Origin of the sequence: Dorea sp. D27 (assembly GCF_001185345.1) — a bacterium.
In the GTDB taxonomy this organism is placed as follows: Bacteria; Bacillota; Clostridia; order Lachnospirales; family Lachnospiraceae; genus Extibacter.
Genome location: NZ_KQ236744.1, coordinates 702,436 through 718,317, shown reverse-complemented (window position 1 = coordinate 718,317; position 15,882 = coordinate 702,436). Strand labels below are relative to the sequence as shown.

At 48.6% G+C, this 15,882-nt stretch carries 14 protein-coding genes; 4 read left to right on the top strand and 10 right to left on the bottom strand.

What is annotated here, in order from left to right; genetic code table 11:
• The first annotated feature begins 94 nt into the window (after nucleotides 1-94).
• The 3 genes from HMPREF0980_RS09880 to HMPREF0980_RS09870 all read left to right on the top strand — a co-directional run bounded on the left by HMPREF0980_RS09880 (nucleotide 95) and on the right by HMPREF0980_RS09870 (nucleotide 2,012).
• Nucleotides 95-841 (top strand): DeoR/GlpR family DNA-binding transcription regulator, encoded by a 747-nt coding sequence (locus tag HMPREF0980_RS09880; protein WP_049728897.1) that lies wholly within the window; start codon nucleotides 95-97, stop codon nucleotides 839-841.
• 53 nt (nucleotides 842-894) lie between these two features.
• Entirely contained in the window at nucleotides 895-1,572 is a 678-nt protein-coding gene (locus tag HMPREF0980_RS09875; protein WP_049728896.1) for a fructose-6-phosphate aldolase, read from the top strand.
• Between the two features lie 80 nt (nucleotides 1,573-1,652).
• Nucleotides 1,653-2,012 (top strand): hypothetical protein, encoded by a 360-nt coding sequence (locus HMPREF0980_RS09870; RefSeq protein WP_049728895.1) that lies wholly within the window; start codon nucleotides 1,653-1,655, stop codon nucleotides 2,010-2,012.
• A gap of 69 nt (nucleotides 2,013-2,081) precedes the next feature.
• Here the strand turns inward: HMPREF0980_RS09870 and HMPREF0980_RS09865 are convergent, their stop codons facing one another.
• From HMPREF0980_RS09865 to xylB, 4 genes are read right to left on the bottom strand one after another with little or no spacing between them, the layout of a single operon-like run.
• Nucleotides 2,082-3,137 carry a GntR family transcriptional regulator gene (locus tag HMPREF0980_RS09865; RefSeq protein WP_049728894.1) on the bottom strand — a complete coding sequence of 352 codons (1,056 nt, stop codon included), beginning with the start codon at nucleotides 3,135-3,137 and terminating at the stop codon, nucleotides 2,082-2,084.
• 12 nt (nucleotides 3,138-3,149) lie between these two features.
• Nucleotides 3,150-5,534 (bottom strand): pyruvate formate lyase family protein, encoded by a 2,385-nt coding sequence (locus tag HMPREF0980_RS09860; RefSeq protein WP_049728893.1) that lies wholly within the window; start codon nucleotides 5,532-5,534, stop codon nucleotides 3,150-3,152.
• 57 nt (nucleotides 5,535-5,591) lie between these two features.
• Nucleotides 5,592-6,458 (bottom strand): glycyl-radical enzyme activating protein, encoded by an 867-nt coding sequence (locus HMPREF0980_RS09855; RefSeq protein ID WP_049728892.1) that lies wholly within the window; start codon nucleotides 6,456-6,458, stop codon nucleotides 5,592-5,594.
• Between the two features lie 24 nt (nucleotides 6,459-6,482).
• Nucleotides 6,483-7,967 (bottom strand): xylulokinase, encoded by a 1,485-nt coding sequence (gene xylB, locus HMPREF0980_RS09850; RefSeq protein WP_049728891.1) that lies wholly within the window; start codon nucleotides 7,965-7,967, stop codon nucleotides 6,483-6,485.
• 207 nt (nucleotides 7,968-8,174) lie between these two features.
• Between xylB and fic the strand changes: the two genes are divergently transcribed.
• A complete protein-coding gene (fic, locus tag HMPREF0980_RS09845; RefSeq protein WP_049728890.1) occupies nucleotides 8,175-8,786 on the top strand; it encodes a protein adenylyltransferase Fic in 612 nt (203 codons plus the stop codon).
• Nucleotides 8,787-9,057: 271 nt separating this feature from the next.
• Here fic and HMPREF0980_RS09840 read toward each other — a convergent pair whose 3' ends face one another.
• From HMPREF0980_RS09840 to HMPREF0980_RS09815, 6 genes are all read right to left on the bottom strand, one after another.
• Nucleotides 9,058-10,077 carry a zinc-dependent alcohol dehydrogenase family protein gene (locus HMPREF0980_RS09840; RefSeq protein ID WP_049728889.1) on the bottom strand — a complete coding sequence of 340 codons (1,020 nt, stop codon included), beginning with the start codon at nucleotides 10,075-10,077 and terminating at the stop codon, nucleotides 9,058-9,060.
• A 28-nt stretch (nucleotides 10,078-10,105) separates the two neighbouring features.
• Entirely contained in the window at nucleotides 10,106-11,206 is a 1,101-nt protein-coding gene (locus HMPREF0980_RS09835) for an ROK family protein (RefSeq protein WP_049728888.1), read from the bottom strand.
• Between the two features lie 180 nt (nucleotides 11,207-11,386).
• On the bottom strand, nucleotides 11,387-12,334 hold the full coding sequence (locus tag HMPREF0980_RS09830; RefSeq protein WP_049728887.1) for an ABC transporter permease: 948 nt from the start codon (nucleotides 12,332-12,334) through the stop codon (nucleotides 11,387-11,389).
• The gene (locus HMPREF0980_RS09825; protein WP_049728886.1) at nucleotides 12,331-13,848 is read right to left on the bottom strand and encodes a sugar ABC transporter ATP-binding protein; all 1,518 of its coding nucleotides are present in this window, start codon (nucleotides 13,846-13,848) and stop codon (nucleotides 12,331-12,333) included. Before HMPREF0980_RS09825 ends, HMPREF0980_RS09830 begins: the two co-directional genes overlap by 4 nt.
• An 86-nt stretch (nucleotides 13,849-13,934) precedes the next feature.
• Complete coding sequence (locus HMPREF0980_RS09820; protein WP_049728885.1) at nucleotides 13,935-14,957, bottom strand: sugar ABC transporter substrate-binding protein; 1,023 nt, start codon at nucleotides 14,955-14,957, stop codon at nucleotides 13,935-13,937.
• A 69-nt stretch (nucleotides 14,958-15,026) separates the two neighbouring features.
• A complete protein-coding gene (locus HMPREF0980_RS09815) occupies nucleotides 15,027-15,803 on the bottom strand; it encodes an SDR family oxidoreductase (protein ID WP_049728884.1) in 777 nt (258 codons plus the stop codon).
• Between the last annotated feature and the right edge of the window lie 79 nt (nucleotides 15,804-15,882).

Below are 15,882 nucleotides of genomic sequence, written 5' to 3'. Positions count from 1 at the left end.
TCGTACGAAACCATCATTCTTGACATAAAGTATATTCTATGCTAGTATACTAGTGATTCACAAAAGAACATGAATGTAGTCAGGAGGGGTATCAATGAAAGAACGGCACACCGAGCTTCTGGAATATGTCATACGGCACGGAAGGACAGAAGTGAATACGCTAGCCGCATATCTCCACACATCAAAGGTTACGATTCGCAAGGATCTGGATTACCTGGCCGAACGTGGGATGCTGAAACGGGAACGCGGCTATGCCGTACCGAACGATCCGGGTGACATTAATTACCGAATGGCACTTCATTATAATAACAAGCAGAGGATTGCCCGCCGGGCGGCATCCTGCGTGCAGGACGGCGAGACGCTTATCATCGAGTCCGGCTCTACCTGTGCGCTGTTTGCAGATGAACTGGCAAAGTCCAAGAAAAATGTAACGATTATCACAAACTCTTTCTACCTGGCCAATTACCTGAAAGGTTACACGAACATACAGCTTATCGTACTGGGAGGGACGCTCCAGCCCCACGGCCAGTCACTTGTAGGTCCCCTGACGAAAAGTGCCGTGAGCGCTTTCCACGTCGGTAAGATTTTCGTGGGGACAGACGGTTATTCCCGTACAGCCGGCTTTACCGGGGACGATCTCATACGTTCCGACACTTTGAGCGCTATGACCGGTTCCGCTGATCATACGTACGTGCTTGCCGGCTCGGAAAAATTCGGCCGTCCCGGCTCTGTCGCATTTCTGGACTTAAAAGATGTATATGAAGTAATTACCGACGGTGAGATTCCAAAAGAAGAATGCGCTTATCTGGAACAACACGGAATCATCGTCACAATTGCATAATACGGCGTACTCCGGCCCAAAGGAGCCTACACGCCGCCAAACAGGAGGTTATAATGAAATATCTATTAGACACGGCCAGCCTTAAGGATATCGCACATTATTGCGAGATATTCCCGATATCCGGCGTCACATCCAACCCGTCAATTGTAAAAAAAGAGGGCCAGATCGACTTCTTTTCACATATGGGAGCAATCCGTTCTATCATCGGCAGAGAAAAGCCGCTTCATATACAAGTAACGGCGCTTGACGCGGCGGGCATGCTCAGGGACGCAGATGCCATCCTTGAAAAAGTAGACCCGGACGTATATGTCAAGATTCCGGTCACGATGGAGGGAATCAAAGCTATCCGGCTTATGAAAGCCCGCAGTATCCGCACGACCGCCACCGCGGTATACAGCAGACAGCAGGGGTTCCTGGCTATGGAAGCCGGTACGGATTATATCGCCCCTTATTACAACCGGATGGAACATATGGGGCTGGATGCAGCGGATGTCATCGCGTCTATGGCGGAAATGATTGACCGTTACAGTTATCCGGCTCAGATTCTGGCGGCCAGCTTCAAGAATGCCGGCCAGGTTGACCGGGCCTTCCTTGCGGGCGCCCACACCGCCACCATGGATCCGGCCATCCTGGAATCCGCATTGACACAGCCGCATATTATGAATGCAGTCGATACATTTGACGCAGACTGGAAATCTGTATTTGGAGATAAGACGATATCAGAACTGTAAAAACCCATTGCAATAACGGATTGTAAAAATGCTCCAGATATAGTAAAATATAGCTAATTATAAGAAAAGGGGTGTCGATAATGGATAAAAACGTATTAGACTTTGTTGTGGAAAAATCCCACGAACTAATGAATGCACCGACATGCAGCAAAGAGACGAAAGAGGCAGCCGAGGCATGGCTCAATGCTGTCGGTACGGAAAAGGAGGCGGAAGTGACTAAAAGCTATGTCGCCGAATTGGAAGAAGATATCATGCCGATTGATACTTTGATTCGTTTTGCAGAATCCGAGGGCGGGGCCCACGTATTCGGAGCCGACAAAGCAAAAGACGTTGCGGCGCATGCCAGAGAAATCAAATCCGCCGGAGCGGCATACTGCGATTGCCCCGCCTGCGTAATAGTGGCAGAGATTCTTGAAAAGAGGGACATGCTTCTGCAGTAATGAAAAATGCCGATGCGGACTAACATATGGACACAGGATGTAGAGCGGGGCAGCAGCCCCGCTCTCTGCTTATCCCACGCTTCCATTCTCATCTGACGCCATGCGACCTTCTTCCAGCGTACCTTCCAGGAGGTAAAGTTCTGCTTTCCAGCGGCCCGCCATACCGCACTGGTTCTGGAGCGAGGTGAATATCTGCTCCACAGCCGCATTCAGATTCTGTTTATACATGATGATTCCTGCACTGTCATTTTTTGACAGCTCATCCACTGCAGCAATTTTGACAGGCGGACCTAATCTCTTAAATGTCTCCACCGTCAGTTCTCCGCTCTCCCTGTCACTGCAGATGACAGCATCCACCATCCCCTCATGTCCAGGCCCGTACAGCTCATTCAGCATGGCAGCACCTGTTTCTGCGTCCTTCCATGGCAGGGTGAGAAGCCGGGCTGCCGGACCGGCCTTCTTCCTGTAAGTCTGTTCGCGCATACGTATACTGTACGCGTCCTGCAGATTCCATCCAATGTAAACGACATTTTTATATCCGCGCCGCTCGAGTTCCTCATACAGTGCCTGTACTGCCAGACTGTTATCCAGCGCTACGCAATCCGCATAAGGGAGTCCTTTGTCCGAATCAAAAAATACCAGATTCATGCCGAGGGCACGCAGCCTCTTCAGCTTATCTGAATCTACCGTCATATCCTCCAGCCAGACGACTACATTGCGCAGCCCTCTTTTATACAGCCGGTACAGGCAGCGTTCCAGCTCCTCCTTACGGGGCTTTTCCACATAGAGCAGGAGCGCTCCCTTTTCCTGAGCATAATTCTGGAACCGGGCTATAAATTCGGAAAAGAATGGATTACGGGCAGGGGCTATGAGCACAACCATATCCAGTTCACCTTTATTCCCCACATTACGAAGCGTAACTCTCGTTCCTCTTCCCACTTCGCGTACAACCAGGCCGTCCTCCTCGAGAACCTCAAGCGACCTGCGTACGGTGACACGGCTTACATGGAGCATTTCTTCCAGCTCCCGCTCAGGCGGTATCCGGTCGCCATCTTCAAAATGCCCCTCAAATATCTCGTCACATATCTTATCTTTTACAATTTCATATAGATTTTCATTCACCATATTATTCCTATCTTACATGCTCGTGGATTCCATGTCCAGACGTTTAATAATATCCTCCTGAATATCCGGAGACAAGTCCAGGAAGTTGACAAATGTACCGTGGATCCTCATGATATAGACACCGCCCGGTGCATATTTCTTCGGATTCTCAAGCACTTTTCTGAGCATCTCGGGTGTTGTGACATTTACATACAGATAGAACGGCGCTATCCCTTCCTTCTTCGGGTTATAAAATAGCGGTGCTATGATCTTGTTCTTGAACTCGATTCCTTTTTCCTCGAACGTCTCCGACCTGAAGTAATTCGGATTCACACCGAGGTGGGAAGCGCAGCCTCCATTCATCTTTTCAAACGGCAGCCTCATATTGGACAGCATCCTGAATCCGAGACCTGAATGTGCTTCGCCATACAGCGGGTCGATACCATAGCCAAGCTGTTCTCTGGCTTTACGCCCGTCAGGTGTGGCTCCCACCCAGTATCCATACAGCAGATGCGTAGACGGAGAAGCCCAGTCTGCCCGGAAAGGATTTCCGAGATAATTCTTTCTGGAAGCTACAATGTCGCTGACTCTCCCTGCTATTTCTGCCGCTTCATCATCCACCTTTGCGCTATTGTTGCCGTATTTCTCTGCCTTGAGCAGATACTGCCGCATCTCCGGGTCATGTCTGAAATCATCCCTGAGCGCTTCCAGCAGCCTGCCTGCGTCTTCAGGCCTCTCATCGAGAAGGGTGTCGATGGCTGCAAAAGAGTCTGCGACAACAGATAGTCCGTGAATCAGGCATCCGCTGCCATTATATTTCGTCCCCTGTACCTTCGTATCTCTCACATCAACGCCGCTTTCAATCCCGCCCATGAGAGAAGACAGAAATGGTACCTGCAGCAGCGAGACTGCTTCTGAAGCAGCATTGGCACACGAAGTCATCTTATCTACATACCCTTCCAGATTCTTGTAGAAGACGGTGTGGATATTCCGTAACAGGTCCAGCTCCGTACTATATCCGTTTTCCTCGCTGCTTCTGCCAAATTTCTTTCCGGAGATTGTTGAGACGCCTCCGTTCAAGGACAGTTCCAGCACCTTTGCCATATTCAGCCAGCTGTTTGTCGTGTTGCCGTTATCTTTTCCCATTATGAGCGGTTCCTGGCAGCCTGCCACGGAATAGTCCTCCAGGTCATCCGGATCCACCTTGTTCCTGTCTTTTAATATTTCGAATACTGAATCATCATTAAAGAAAGACGGAGTCAGACAGCCCGGTGTAAACAAGAATCTTCCAAGGCTCTCGTACAGTTCATCCGGCGTATTCTTATGCAGCTTTACAGACAGAATCGGCTGGGGCAGGTTCATGTCATAGTATGCATCCAGAAGCGCGTAGGATGTAAGGTTCGTCAAATCCTCTCCCGCCAATGACCGTCCGCCGATTATCAGGTTCTGCGAGATGGCCCAGCTTCTGTCGGCCACATTGTAGAATACGAGAAGATGCTTCAGCAGCGCCGCCGTCATTTCCCGCCCTGTATCTTCGGTCAGCCGGTACGGTTCAAATATACGGTCTGCATTCCCTACGGAAAATGCATATGGATTTGGCGTCTGCTCCAGGCACATCACCTGCCACATAAGGATAAAGGACTGGATAGCCTCATAGAGGTTGTCGGCTCCATGTGCCGGTACTTTTCTGAGCGTCTCCGCCATAATTGCATACCGTTCTTTGTCTCTGCCCGCTGCGGCGGCTGCTTTCTCCTGCGCCAGCCGGGCATATCTGCCTGCAATCACGGTCACAGCGTCAAGCGCAGTGTCCATTGCCTCATAATAAACCCGCTTCTTTTCACACGTCTCCTTCCCCCTCTGCTCCTCTATCTGCCTTTTAAGCCCTTCGACTCCCATGCGCAGTACAGGACGCATATCCGGTATGAGATGGCCCGTCACCTGTTCGATAAAAAATATGGCTTCGCTCGTATCCTCTCCTGCCATATCGTATGCACCGAAAAGTGCCCTGGAAAATTCTGTATTCGTGTTATAGTCTTTCAGATCGTCTATGCGTTCCTGCGTGATATCGCCAATGGGCTCGATATCACCGAATACAGCCACCGGGTCACAGTAGCCGGTGAAAGAGTCTACGGAGAATGCAGGGTTGATAAGTGCATATGACCTGGCAAACGCATCGTCCTGTGTGCCGGCAAACACATGGTAGTCGCCAAGCCGGAGGGGAATCTTTTCTGCAGCCGTGACGAGCGTCCTGGCAATCCGTATGCAGTCTGGCTCATCTTTATATGCACCGTCACACTCCCGCATAATCTCCTTCGCGAGAAACCAGCCTTCCAGATGGTCCACCGCCCGCTCTTCCTGGAATCTTTTCTTCGCCAGATCTGTAATCTCACCGGCGTTTAATATTGTTTCAATCTTCATATCCGCTACTCTCCTTATATGGATTACATCATGTTCCACGCATCTGTGAAGGTCTGATTACGTTCTTCTGTAATGGCAGCCCAGACGGGTGACTGCTCCCCGGAATTGCCCGAGCACTTCATCCTTCACATATGCCCCCTCAGTCATCTTATATTCCCATCCGCATTCTTCCCATTTTTTTCTGCCGAATTCATGATATGCCAGCACCTCGAATGTCACATTCTCTCCTTTGATCTCACCGAAAAAAGCAAGGAACTCTTTCAGGTCGTCCGGGCCGTCGTTGATTCCTCCGATCAGTGGTACGCGCACATGAAGCTTCGGGTGGCTTGCCGCCGCTTCTCTTATGTTATGCAGGATGCCGCCGCAAGGAACACCTGTATACCGTTCATGCTTTTCTGCAATGCAGTGCTTGCAGTCCATGATAAGTTCATCAATAAGCGGAAACAGTTCCGGCAGCCTGTGATGCGTCCCGTTCGTCTCGATGGCGGTATGGATGCCGTGGTCTTTCAATCTGAGAAGTACTTCCTTCAGTTCCTTGAACTGCACGGTTGCCTCTCCACCGGTAAAAGTCACCCCTCCACCGTCATAAAACATCATTTCACTGGCACATGCCTCACGGAATACTTCTTCCGGCGTCTTTTCCTCGTAGGATAGATACATGCCTTTTGTATTATGCTCTGTGATGCACTCTTTCTTTGTGCACGTGCGGCACATATCTCTGTCTACATGCGTCCCCTTTACCGCGCCATGCGGGCAGACAGATTCCAGTATCCACTCACTGTCCGCCACAATTACGCCATCCGGCTCCATCCCTTCCGGATTGGCACACCAAGGGCACTTCATATTACAGCCCTGCAGATGGTAGACGAGCCGGTTGCCGTTCCCGTCCTGTGAATAGTTAAAGCCTTTTTGAAATATCTTCATCCTATATGCTCACCGCTTCTTCCCTTACATATGGAACAGGTCTTTGTTATGTCCGTACAGTTCTCTGTATACCGCGAACTGTTCTTCATAATATTTCTGATTCTCGCGGTTCGGCGTCACAACCGTGTCCTTCATATGTACAAGTCTGGCACATGCTTCTTCGTAATCCGCATATTCTCCACATGCAACTGCCGCTGTTATCGCCGCTCCTATTCCTGCCTGTTCGTTTCCGGCATTCGTATAGATGTCACAGTCGAATATGTCCGCCTGCATCTCAAGGAACAGCCGTCCCCTCGCACCCCCTCCGGACGCGATAACCTTACTGTACTCGATGCCGAGCCCTTTGAATATCTCGATGGATGTGCGCAGGCCGAATACGATTCCCTCCATCGTGCTTCTGATCATATGCTCTCTTCCATGCCGGAGCGTCATGCCAAAATAAATCCCTTTGGCACCCGGGTCATTGTATGGCGTCCTCTCCCCGCTCAGATACGGAAGGAATACGAGCCCTTCGCTGCCCGCCGGAGCGGCCGCCGCCATGGCCGTCATCTCATCGAACGTATCCATATACAGAATCTCGTTCATAAGCCATTTCATCGCGACACCGCCGCTCAAATGGGCTCCCATCAGCATCCACAAGTCTTCCTTTACATGGCAGAACGTGTTCGTGCGGTACTTTTCATCATGCAGCGGTTCGTTAAATGCGCCCGATATCTGACATGCCGTCCCAATATTAGCTGCCAGTGACCCAGGTCCGATGATGCCGTTGCCCACACCCTGCATCAAGGTATCGCCGCCGCCGCAGGCAATCTTTATGCCGGGCTTCAGTCCCGTCACTTCTGCGCATTCCCTCGTCACTGTTCCGACCACATCACAGGACTCGTGGCGCTCCGGGAACATATCCCTGTCTATGCCAAGCCTGTCTATCAGCTCCCAGGCCCATTGGCGCTGCTTCGTATCAAATATTGCGCCGCTTGAGGCATCTGTCATATCCGTGCCAAATTCCCCACACATCCGAAATCTTATGTAATCCTTCGGGAACATGACATAGCGTATCTTCTCATAATTGTCCGGCTCATGTTCTTTCACCCACATAAGGGAAGAGATAAGAAATCCTGTGCTGAGAGAATTCAAAGTGACGCTGCGGTAGGAATTTTCCCCCACGATATCGTATATCCTGTGAATCTCATCTTCCGAACGCTGGTCAGCCCATATGATCGCATTACGTATGAGGCAGCCTTGCGCGTCTGTCATGACAAGACCATGCATCTGCCCGGAATAGCTGATTCCCTGAATACGTGCTGCCTCTTCCGGGTACTTTTTCACCACGTCTGCAATCGTCCGCCGCGAAGCCTCCCACAATACCTCCATATCCTGCTCCGCATATTCCGGTCTGCTTTTTATTATGTCGTATCCAACCTGTGAAGTCCCGACCACATGCCCTTTCGTATCCATAAGCAGCGATTTCACGCTGGACGTACCGATGTCCACTCCTAAAAAATAATTCATATGCCGTGCACCTCCTTATATTGGTATTGTATTACAATACCAATTCTGCGTCAATACTTTATGGACCGATTGTTTCTAAATTAACCATTGAAATAACTGCAATAAACTGTGTTCTTTCATACAAACAATGTTATAATATATTAGGAATACTCAATTATCCAGACCCAGGGTAATGACAGGCGGAAAATATTACATTGGAGGTGTACCATGGCACTTGAAAATAAATTAGGGATTGATGATTCTGTCGCTCTTGCGCGTGAAGAAGAACGTATCAGCAAAAGGAAAGCCATCGAGCTATTTGAAGAGGGGATACTGGGGACGCTTGATGCAGGTAAATTTTCCGCACTTCAAGCGATTCATAAATACCTGTTTGAAGATATCTACGACTTTGCCGGTACTATCAGAACCGTGAATATATCAAAAGGGAATTTTCGATTCGCGCCGTTGATGTATCTAAAGGCCTCTCTAGAAAATATAGACAAGATGCCACAGTCTACCTTTGATGAAATTATTGAAAAATATGTAGAGATGAATATCGCGCACCCCTTCAGAGAAGGCAACGGGCGATGCACCCGTATCTGGCTTGATTTGATTCTGAAAGCAGAAATTGGCCAGGTCATCGACTGGAGCAAAATAGATAAAGAAGATTACCTAATGGCAATGGAGCGAAGCCCAATCAAGGATATTGAAATTAAGCATATTCTGAAAGCAGCACTTACAGACAAGATAAACAGCCGCGAAGTATACATGAAAGGAATTGACCACAGCTACTACTATGAAGGATATATGATATTCAAGGCGGAAGAATTAGGAGTTTAGTAAAGTGGACGCCGCTGACCAGTAACGTCACACATCCACCCTCGCCCATGCCAGTAAGGTAGATAGCGGGCGGGGAGCCGGGTGGGAGATGCGCAGGTGTAAGCGGAAGAGGCGGAGAATCCTATCCGGAGCCCTCATCCTGCGGGATGCAAGCTGCTGTCGGCGCGCATTCCGCAGGGTTAGGGATACGTGAAATAGCCGGAGTCTCGGACGCATCGGAGCAGATGCCATCCGGCTCCCTGCCCGCCGCCTGGTTTACTTACCCCCGCTACTATGAAACCTGAATCATAACCTTCCCGGTCCTTCTATATTCCGGTTTCGTAAATACATCCGCGATATCATCCAGTGGTACGATATTCGTAATCAGGCTTTCCAAATCAATCGCCTTGGACTCCAACACCTGAATCGCACGTTCAAATGTATATGGATTGATGAACGAAGAAGTGATTTTCAGCTCTTTCTTGAACACGTCATCTGGTTTAAGAGGAAGGCTTTCCTCCGGCGCTGCCAGGCCGAAGTACATAACCGTCGCTCCTTTTCCGGCGAACTTGATGGCGTCTTCCTGCGTATGTATATTGCCGACACATTCGATGACAGCATCCACGTTGGCACAATAATCTGCCAGCACAGCCTGCACGTCCTCTTCTATCGGGTTGATTGTCTTTGTCGCGCCGAGCTTCACTGCCAGCTCTCTCTTTTCCTCTACAGGCTCCGACATGATTACTTTGGATGCCCCCGCGTTTTTAGCCAGCTGCATCATAATCATACCAATCGGGCCGCCGCCCATCACAAGCACGGTGTCTCCCGACTTGATATGACACAGGTCTATTCCGTGCAGACAGCAGGATATCGGTTCTGCCATAGCGGCTTCTATAAAGCTCAGCTCGTCCGAAAATTTGTACACCTGCTTCTCTCTGATGACGACATACTCGGCAAAGCCGCCGTCTACCGTCGTTCCAAGCCCGATATTGTTCGTACAGAAATGCTGCATCGCATTCTTGCAGAAATAACATTCACCGCACATATCGTTCGGATCGCCGCTTACACGGTCACCGACCTTCACTGATGTGACACCGGCACCGACTTTCGCCACCACTCCGGAGAACTCATGTCCTGGAATGAGCGGAGGCGTAACTGCAAAAGAGCCTCCGTCACCATTGAATATGTGGATATCCGTTCCACACACGCCACAGTATTTCACCTTGATCATGACTTCATTATCTTTTAATTCCTTCTCCGGCACCTCTTCTACTCTCAAATCCTGCTTTCCATAATATACCGCAGCTTTCATATCTATAACCCTCCATTAATGCCAACAGTCAAATAGTATCAAAAAACTCATCGATAAAGCAGATTGCCGCACCTGCCGCGGCAGATTCCACTTTATACTTGCAAGGGAAGAGAAAGTCTCTCGCACAGTCGCTGAAGGAAGTCCTCTCGTCCACCCGCCTGCACAGTTCCTCCATATATGACTCTATATATGCCCCTACATAGCCTCCAAGAATTATGTCAGAGTCGAACAGCATACGGATATTGTGGATGCCGAGCGACAAGTCATCCAGATATTTATCCCAGAGTCTTTCCGCTTCTCTGTCTCTGGACTGCAGAAGCGCAAAAAACAGTTCCAAATTCCCATCTGTGTACTGGTCCAGATTGGTCGAACGGCAGACCGTGTCAAAGCAGCCGAATCTTCCGCAGTAGCACTGCTCACCATCCTCCGGTACGACCGTCATATGGCCAATCTCGCCGCTTTTCTGCGTATTGCCTTCATATATGTTATTGTCAACCAGGACCGCACCGCCGACACTGTTGCTCAGGCTGATGTAAAATGCATTGCATATGTCATGGTCAATCCATACCTCTGCATAGCCTGCCGCGCTGGAATCATGGAACAGCCGGCTGTTGTACGGTATATATCTTGCGATTTCTTCCCTTGTCTTTCCGGTAAAGTTAAGCGTAAGACCATAAGTTACGACCTCCCCGTCTTCAGACACGAGACCCTGCACCGCGATTCCGACTCCAAGCAGCGCTTCATCGCTGATTTCCGCCTCATTCTTAATGCGCTCTACCACTTCACCGATTTTTTTTAAATATGCTTCATCTTCTAAATTAAATGTAATGCGCTCCTTTGTCATATCAATGACATCGCCCGACAAATCTACCGCCACGCAGTTGATATGGTGTCCGGTCAGATAGACGCCGATTGCCGCCCTCGCCTTTTTCACATAGGAATATGCCGTGGCATTGCGTCCACCTGTATTCTGTATCTTCCTGGACGTATCTATGAGATTCCTCTGCTCCAGATACTGGAGCTTCTGCGTAATCGTCGGAAGACTGAACTTAAGTCCTAAAACGATGTCCTGTTTGGAAACTGACTGGTGTGTCCGTATATAATGATATATCTGTTGACTTTTATTCAATGTTAGTTACCTTCACTTGTCTTATAATTATATACTCATTATTTTACTTACGATTGCATCATATGTCAACAAACAGTCCCCCAATCGCCTTCCAGAACCCTTTATATTCTCTAAAATCCCAGTAAACAGACATTTACCGGGATTTTTAGACTTCATTGTATTCGTATATATGTACTGATATTAATTCTGCTGTCTCTTCTTCTGGATACAGTCGAAACCAACCGCAAGTGCAAGTACGACACCCATGACGACATCCTGGATATAGGAATTAATGTTTAACAAAATCATGCCGTTCGTCAGCGCGCCGATGATAAATGTACCTGCAACGACACCTGATATCTTACCGTAGCCGCCGGTTACGGATACACCGCCTAAAACGACACAGGTGATTACCTTAAATTCATATCCGTCACCAGCGTTAGGCATGCCTGAATTTGTACGTGACAGCATAACAATACCAGCAAGGCCTGCAAAGAATCCCGAGATAGCAAATACAAGATATTTGATTCTTCCGACCCGTATGCCTGACAGCCTCGCCGCTTCCACGTTACCGCCCACTGCATAGAAGTAACGTCCGAAATAAGTCTTGTTCAGAATGAACGATCCAATCGCGAAGCAGATGATCATGAGAATAACCGGCACTGGAACGACGCTGACATATCCCTGTCCGATAATGCGGAAATTGTCTGTAAATCCGTTAATCGGGAGACCGCCGCTCAGAATGTAGGCAAGGCCTGAGAACGCTGTCTGAGTTGCAAAGGTTGCAATCAAGGCCGGGATGCCGATCGTGGATACCATGAAACCATTCAATACGCCAATCAGGGTAGACACCGCAAGCGTAAGAAGTATGGCAAGCCACATATTTACTCCCATGTTGACCATCAGATAAGCACATACAATGTTAACAAATGACATGATTGAACCCGTTGCCAGGTCGATATCCCCAAGTAAGATAACAAATGTCATACCGATAGAAGCAATACCGAACATGGATACCTGGCGGAGCAGCGAGAATATGTTGCTCGGGTTTATAAAGCGCGGATTCGCGATGGTAAACGCAACAACGAGAATCAAAAACACGACCCATATCGCTTTATCTTTTAATTGGTATACTACTTTATTTTTCATACTGTCTGACCCTCCTCCATTCTTGCTGCGGATGCATACGCCATGATGGTTTCCTGATTGAACTCGCTCTTTTCCAGCTCTCCGGTCATCTCACCTTCCGACAGCACAACAATTCTGTCCGACATACCCATCAGTTCCTCCATCTCAGAAGAAATCATCAGAATTGCCTTTCCTTCTTTTTCAACTAGATCATTCATCAGCTTGTAGATCTCATATTTTGCGCCGACATCGATACCTCTTGTCGGTTCATCAAATATAATCAGCTCGGAATCCGCCGCAAGCCATCTTGCCAGAATCACCTTCTGCTGATTCCCGCCGCTCAAGTTCTTCACGAGCTGGTGCAGCGTCGGTGTCTTAATCGCCATGCTCTTCTGATATTTCTCAGCAGTCTCCAGCTCCAGCTTGGAATTGATTACGCTAAGACGGGAGTTTCTCTCATAGATAGGCATATTGATATTATTCTTAATCGATATGCCGAGCATAGCCCCGTGGCGTTTCCGGTCTTCCGGCACGAGTGCGATTCCAAGGTCAATGGCTTCCCGGGGACTCTTTGGATTTACTTCCTGTCCCTTAAATATGACCTGCCCGGACGTCTTTTGCGCGGCTCCAAAGATAACTTCCGCAAGCTCGGTACGGCCCGCTCCAACCAGCCCGCCAAGGCCTACTATCTCACCTTTATGCACTTTCAGGCTGATATCATTATCTCCGTTGCCGGTGACTCCTTTCAGTTCCAATACCACTTCATCTGTATCGATACAGTCCCCCCGCGGCGGATAGGTCTCCGTCAGTTCCCGGCCTACCATAAGCTTGATGAGTTCCTGGACTTCGCTGTCTTTTGTAATCAATGTTTTTACATATTCTCCGTCACGTAATACGAGGATTCTATCTGAAAGCCGATAGATTTCATCCAATCTATGAGATATGTAGACAATAGAAATCCCTTCCTTGCGCAGTCTTTCTACTACCCGGAACATACTTTCAACTTCCGCGCTCGTCAGAGGTGCAGAAGGTTCATCCATAATCAATATCTTTGCATCCTGCTGGATTGCCTTGGCAATCTCAACCATCTGCTGATAGCCGACCGTCAGGTTCTTCATCAGAGTCTTCGGGTCAATCTTAATCTGGAGCTGCTCGAAAGCTTTTGCCGCCTCTCTCTCCATCGCCTTCTTATCAATGACAGGCCCTTTTCTGATAGGTCTTCCCAAAAACAGGTTTTCCGCTGCAGACAGTTCCTTAACATTGTTGAATTCCTGATAAATGATTGCAATTCCATTCTCAGCCGCGAGCTGAGGTGTCATGCTGGTGAATTCTCTGCCGTTTACGATAATCTTGCCGGAAGTCGGGATAACCGCTCCCGAACAGCATTTGATCAGCGTAGATTTCCCGGCCCCGTTCTCTCCTATCAGTGCAAGAATCTCGCCTTTCTTTAATTCTAACGTAACATCTTTCAGTGCAACAACACCCGGGTATTCTTTTCTTATATGCTCTAACTGCAGTACATATTCTTCGCTCATATTCATTCCCCCTGAGTCAAGCGGATATTACATAGAGGCGGAGCAACCCGCCTCTATCTTATCGTCTCGCTAGCTTTATTATGATGTTACATTCCCTTCATGATATCATCGATATTGTCCAGATTGATTTCCATCGTCGGTCTCTGAACATTGTGATTGTCACCTGAGAAGTCTTCGCCGTCAAGGATTCTCTCATACATCTTCAAACAAGCTTCCGCTGTATCTGTGCTGGAACCTTCAAAGCCGATGATAGCTCTTACAGCCTCATCTCCTGCCTTAAGAGACTCTAACTGCTGTGGAGTAACGTCTGTAGTGATGACACCATAGTTCTCCGGAATTTTGCCGGCTCCGCCGAACTTCTGGAGCAATGCTTCGTTAGAACCGATCATAGCGCCTGCTCCAACACCTACAAATACAGAACAGTCAGGATTTGCCTGAAGAACAGTCTCTACATTTGACTGTGCTTCATTTGCTTCCAGTCCGTCAACCTCTGCTACTATTTTATAGTTGCCTTTGTCACAGTTCTCTTCCAATCCTTCTTTGATACCGTTCGCTCTCTCTAACAGAACCTTTGTAGACGGCTTGCCGATAACGCAGACCTCAGCCGGCTTATCTGCTGTATAGTTTTCATTGATGAAAGCTGCCGCCGTCTTGCCGATGTCATTTCCAAGTGCCGTGTTGTCAAGAATCCAGTTTGCAGTCGTATTCTCCATCGGGTCGTCCCAGCACATAACCTTGATTCCTTCATCAAGCGCCTGCTGGCATACAGTCTCAAGAGCGTCTGCGTCAGCCGGGTGAACCATAATCAAGTCACAGCCTGATGTGATAAAGTTCTCAACCTGGCTGATCTGCTCTGATGAATTGTTAGAGCAATCCTGCAATGTGTAGTCCCATCCTTTGTCTTTCAAAAGTTCTTCAAGCTTACCCATAACGCCTGCCCAGTAATCATTCTTCAGAGACTGGATGGAGATACCGACCTTGTAGCTGTCTTTCTTCTCGTTATCCTTCTTGTCGTCTCCGCCAGAAGTCGGTGACTTGGTTGTACATCCAACAACCATTGCCGCAATCATTGCCACGCAAAGAATCACGCTTACCACTTTTTTCCTCATAATACGTTTTCCTCCTTGAAATATATTATTTTATAGCTTTTGCTATCAGCTATCCTGTTTGGGATCCCTTTAGAAGCAGGTAAATGCTCCGTCTACGATGATATCGGATCCTGTTGTAAACGTACTGGTGTCCCCTGCAAGGTATACGAGAATCGACTGAAGCTCCTCAGGCTTTCCAAGTCTTCCCATCGGTGCCATTGCATTCCACTGTGTAATCAATGGTTTCAGGTGTTCTGCATTCATAATCAGTTCAGTTCCTATATATCCGGGGCTTATGCAGTTGACCCGTACGCCCTTCTTGGCCCACTCTACCGCAAGTGATTTGGTCAGCTGGCTTACACCGGCCTTCGAAGCATTGTATGCGCACTGTGGCTGCGGTACATTCACGATATGCCCTGACATGGAAGCGGTATTTATGATGGATCCATGTCCCTGTTTCAGCATCACCCTTCCGGCCGCTGTAGCACAGAGAAATACACCTGTAAGGTTAATATCGATTACTTTCTGCCACTGTTCGAATGTCATCTCCTCCGCGGGAGCGTTCACCGCGATACCAGCGTTATTGTAGCAGGCATCCAGCTTTCCATATGTATCTACAACTTTTGCAACCATTGCTTCTACCTGGTCCTTTTTCGTAACATCGCACTGGATTGCGATTGTCTTGGAACCTGTAGCTTCTTTAATCTCCTTTGCAGCTTCTTCAGCGCCTTCCAGATTGATATCCACGATGGCCACGTCCGCACCGGCTTCCGCAAATGCCGTAGCAGCGCATTTGCCAATCCCGCTTGCAGCACCTGTTACATAGATTGCTTTGCCGTCCAGTCTCATACTTTCGATAATTCCCATTTCGTCCTCCTCCCGGTTGCTAGCCGTTCTGCTTAATATTGCTTTGCCGCTGTTCATAAAGTATACTTTTATGAACAGT

Coding starts and splice junctions, on each gene's coding strand:
- HMPREF0980_RS09855 (WP_049728892.1), bottom strand. CDS start 6,458: ATGAAGATATTTCAAAAAGGCTTTAACTATTCACAGGACGGGAACGGC.
- HMPREF0980_RS09880 (WP_049728897.1), top strand. CDS start 95: ATGAAAGAACGGCACACCGAGCTTCTGGAATATGTCATACGGCACGGA.
- HMPREF0980_RS09840 (WP_049728889.1), bottom strand. CDS start 10,077: ATGAAAGCTGCGGTATATTATGGAAAGCAGGATTTGAGAGTAGAAGAG.
- HMPREF0980_RS09865 (WP_049728894.1), bottom strand. CDS start 3,137: ATGGTGAATGAAAATCTATATGAAATTGTAAAAGATAAGATATGTGAC.
- HMPREF0980_RS09830 (WP_049728887.1), bottom strand. CDS start 12,334: ATGAAAAATAAAGTAGTATACCAATTAAAAGATAAAGCGATATGGGTC.
- xylB (WP_049728891.1), bottom strand. CDS start 7,967: ATGAATTATTTTTTAGGAGTGGACATCGGTACGTCCAGCGTGAAATCG.
- HMPREF0980_RS09815 (WP_049728884.1), bottom strand. CDS start 15,803: ATGGGAATTATCGAAAGTATGAGACTGGACGGCAAAGCAATCTATGTA.
- fic (WP_049728890.1), top strand. CDS start 8,175: ATGGCACTTGAAAATAAATTAGGGATTGATGATTCTGTCGCTCTTGCG.
- HMPREF0980_RS09875 (WP_049728896.1), top strand. CDS start 895: ATGAAATATCTATTAGACACGGCCAGCCTTAAGGATATCGCACATTAT.
- HMPREF0980_RS09870 (WP_049728895.1), top strand. CDS start 1,653: ATGGATAAAAACGTATTAGACTTTGTTGTGGAAAAATCCCACGAACTA.
- HMPREF0980_RS09825 (WP_049728886.1), bottom strand. CDS start 13,848: ATGAGCGAAGAATATGTACTGCAGTTAGAGCATATAAGAAAAGAATAC.
- HMPREF0980_RS09820 (WP_049728885.1), bottom strand. CDS start 14,957: ATGAGGAAAAAAGTGGTAAGCGTGATTCTTTGCGTGGCAATGATTGCG.
- HMPREF0980_RS09860 (WP_049728893.1), bottom strand. CDS start 5,534: ATGAAGATTGAAACAATATTAAACGCCGGTGAGATTACAGATCTGGCG.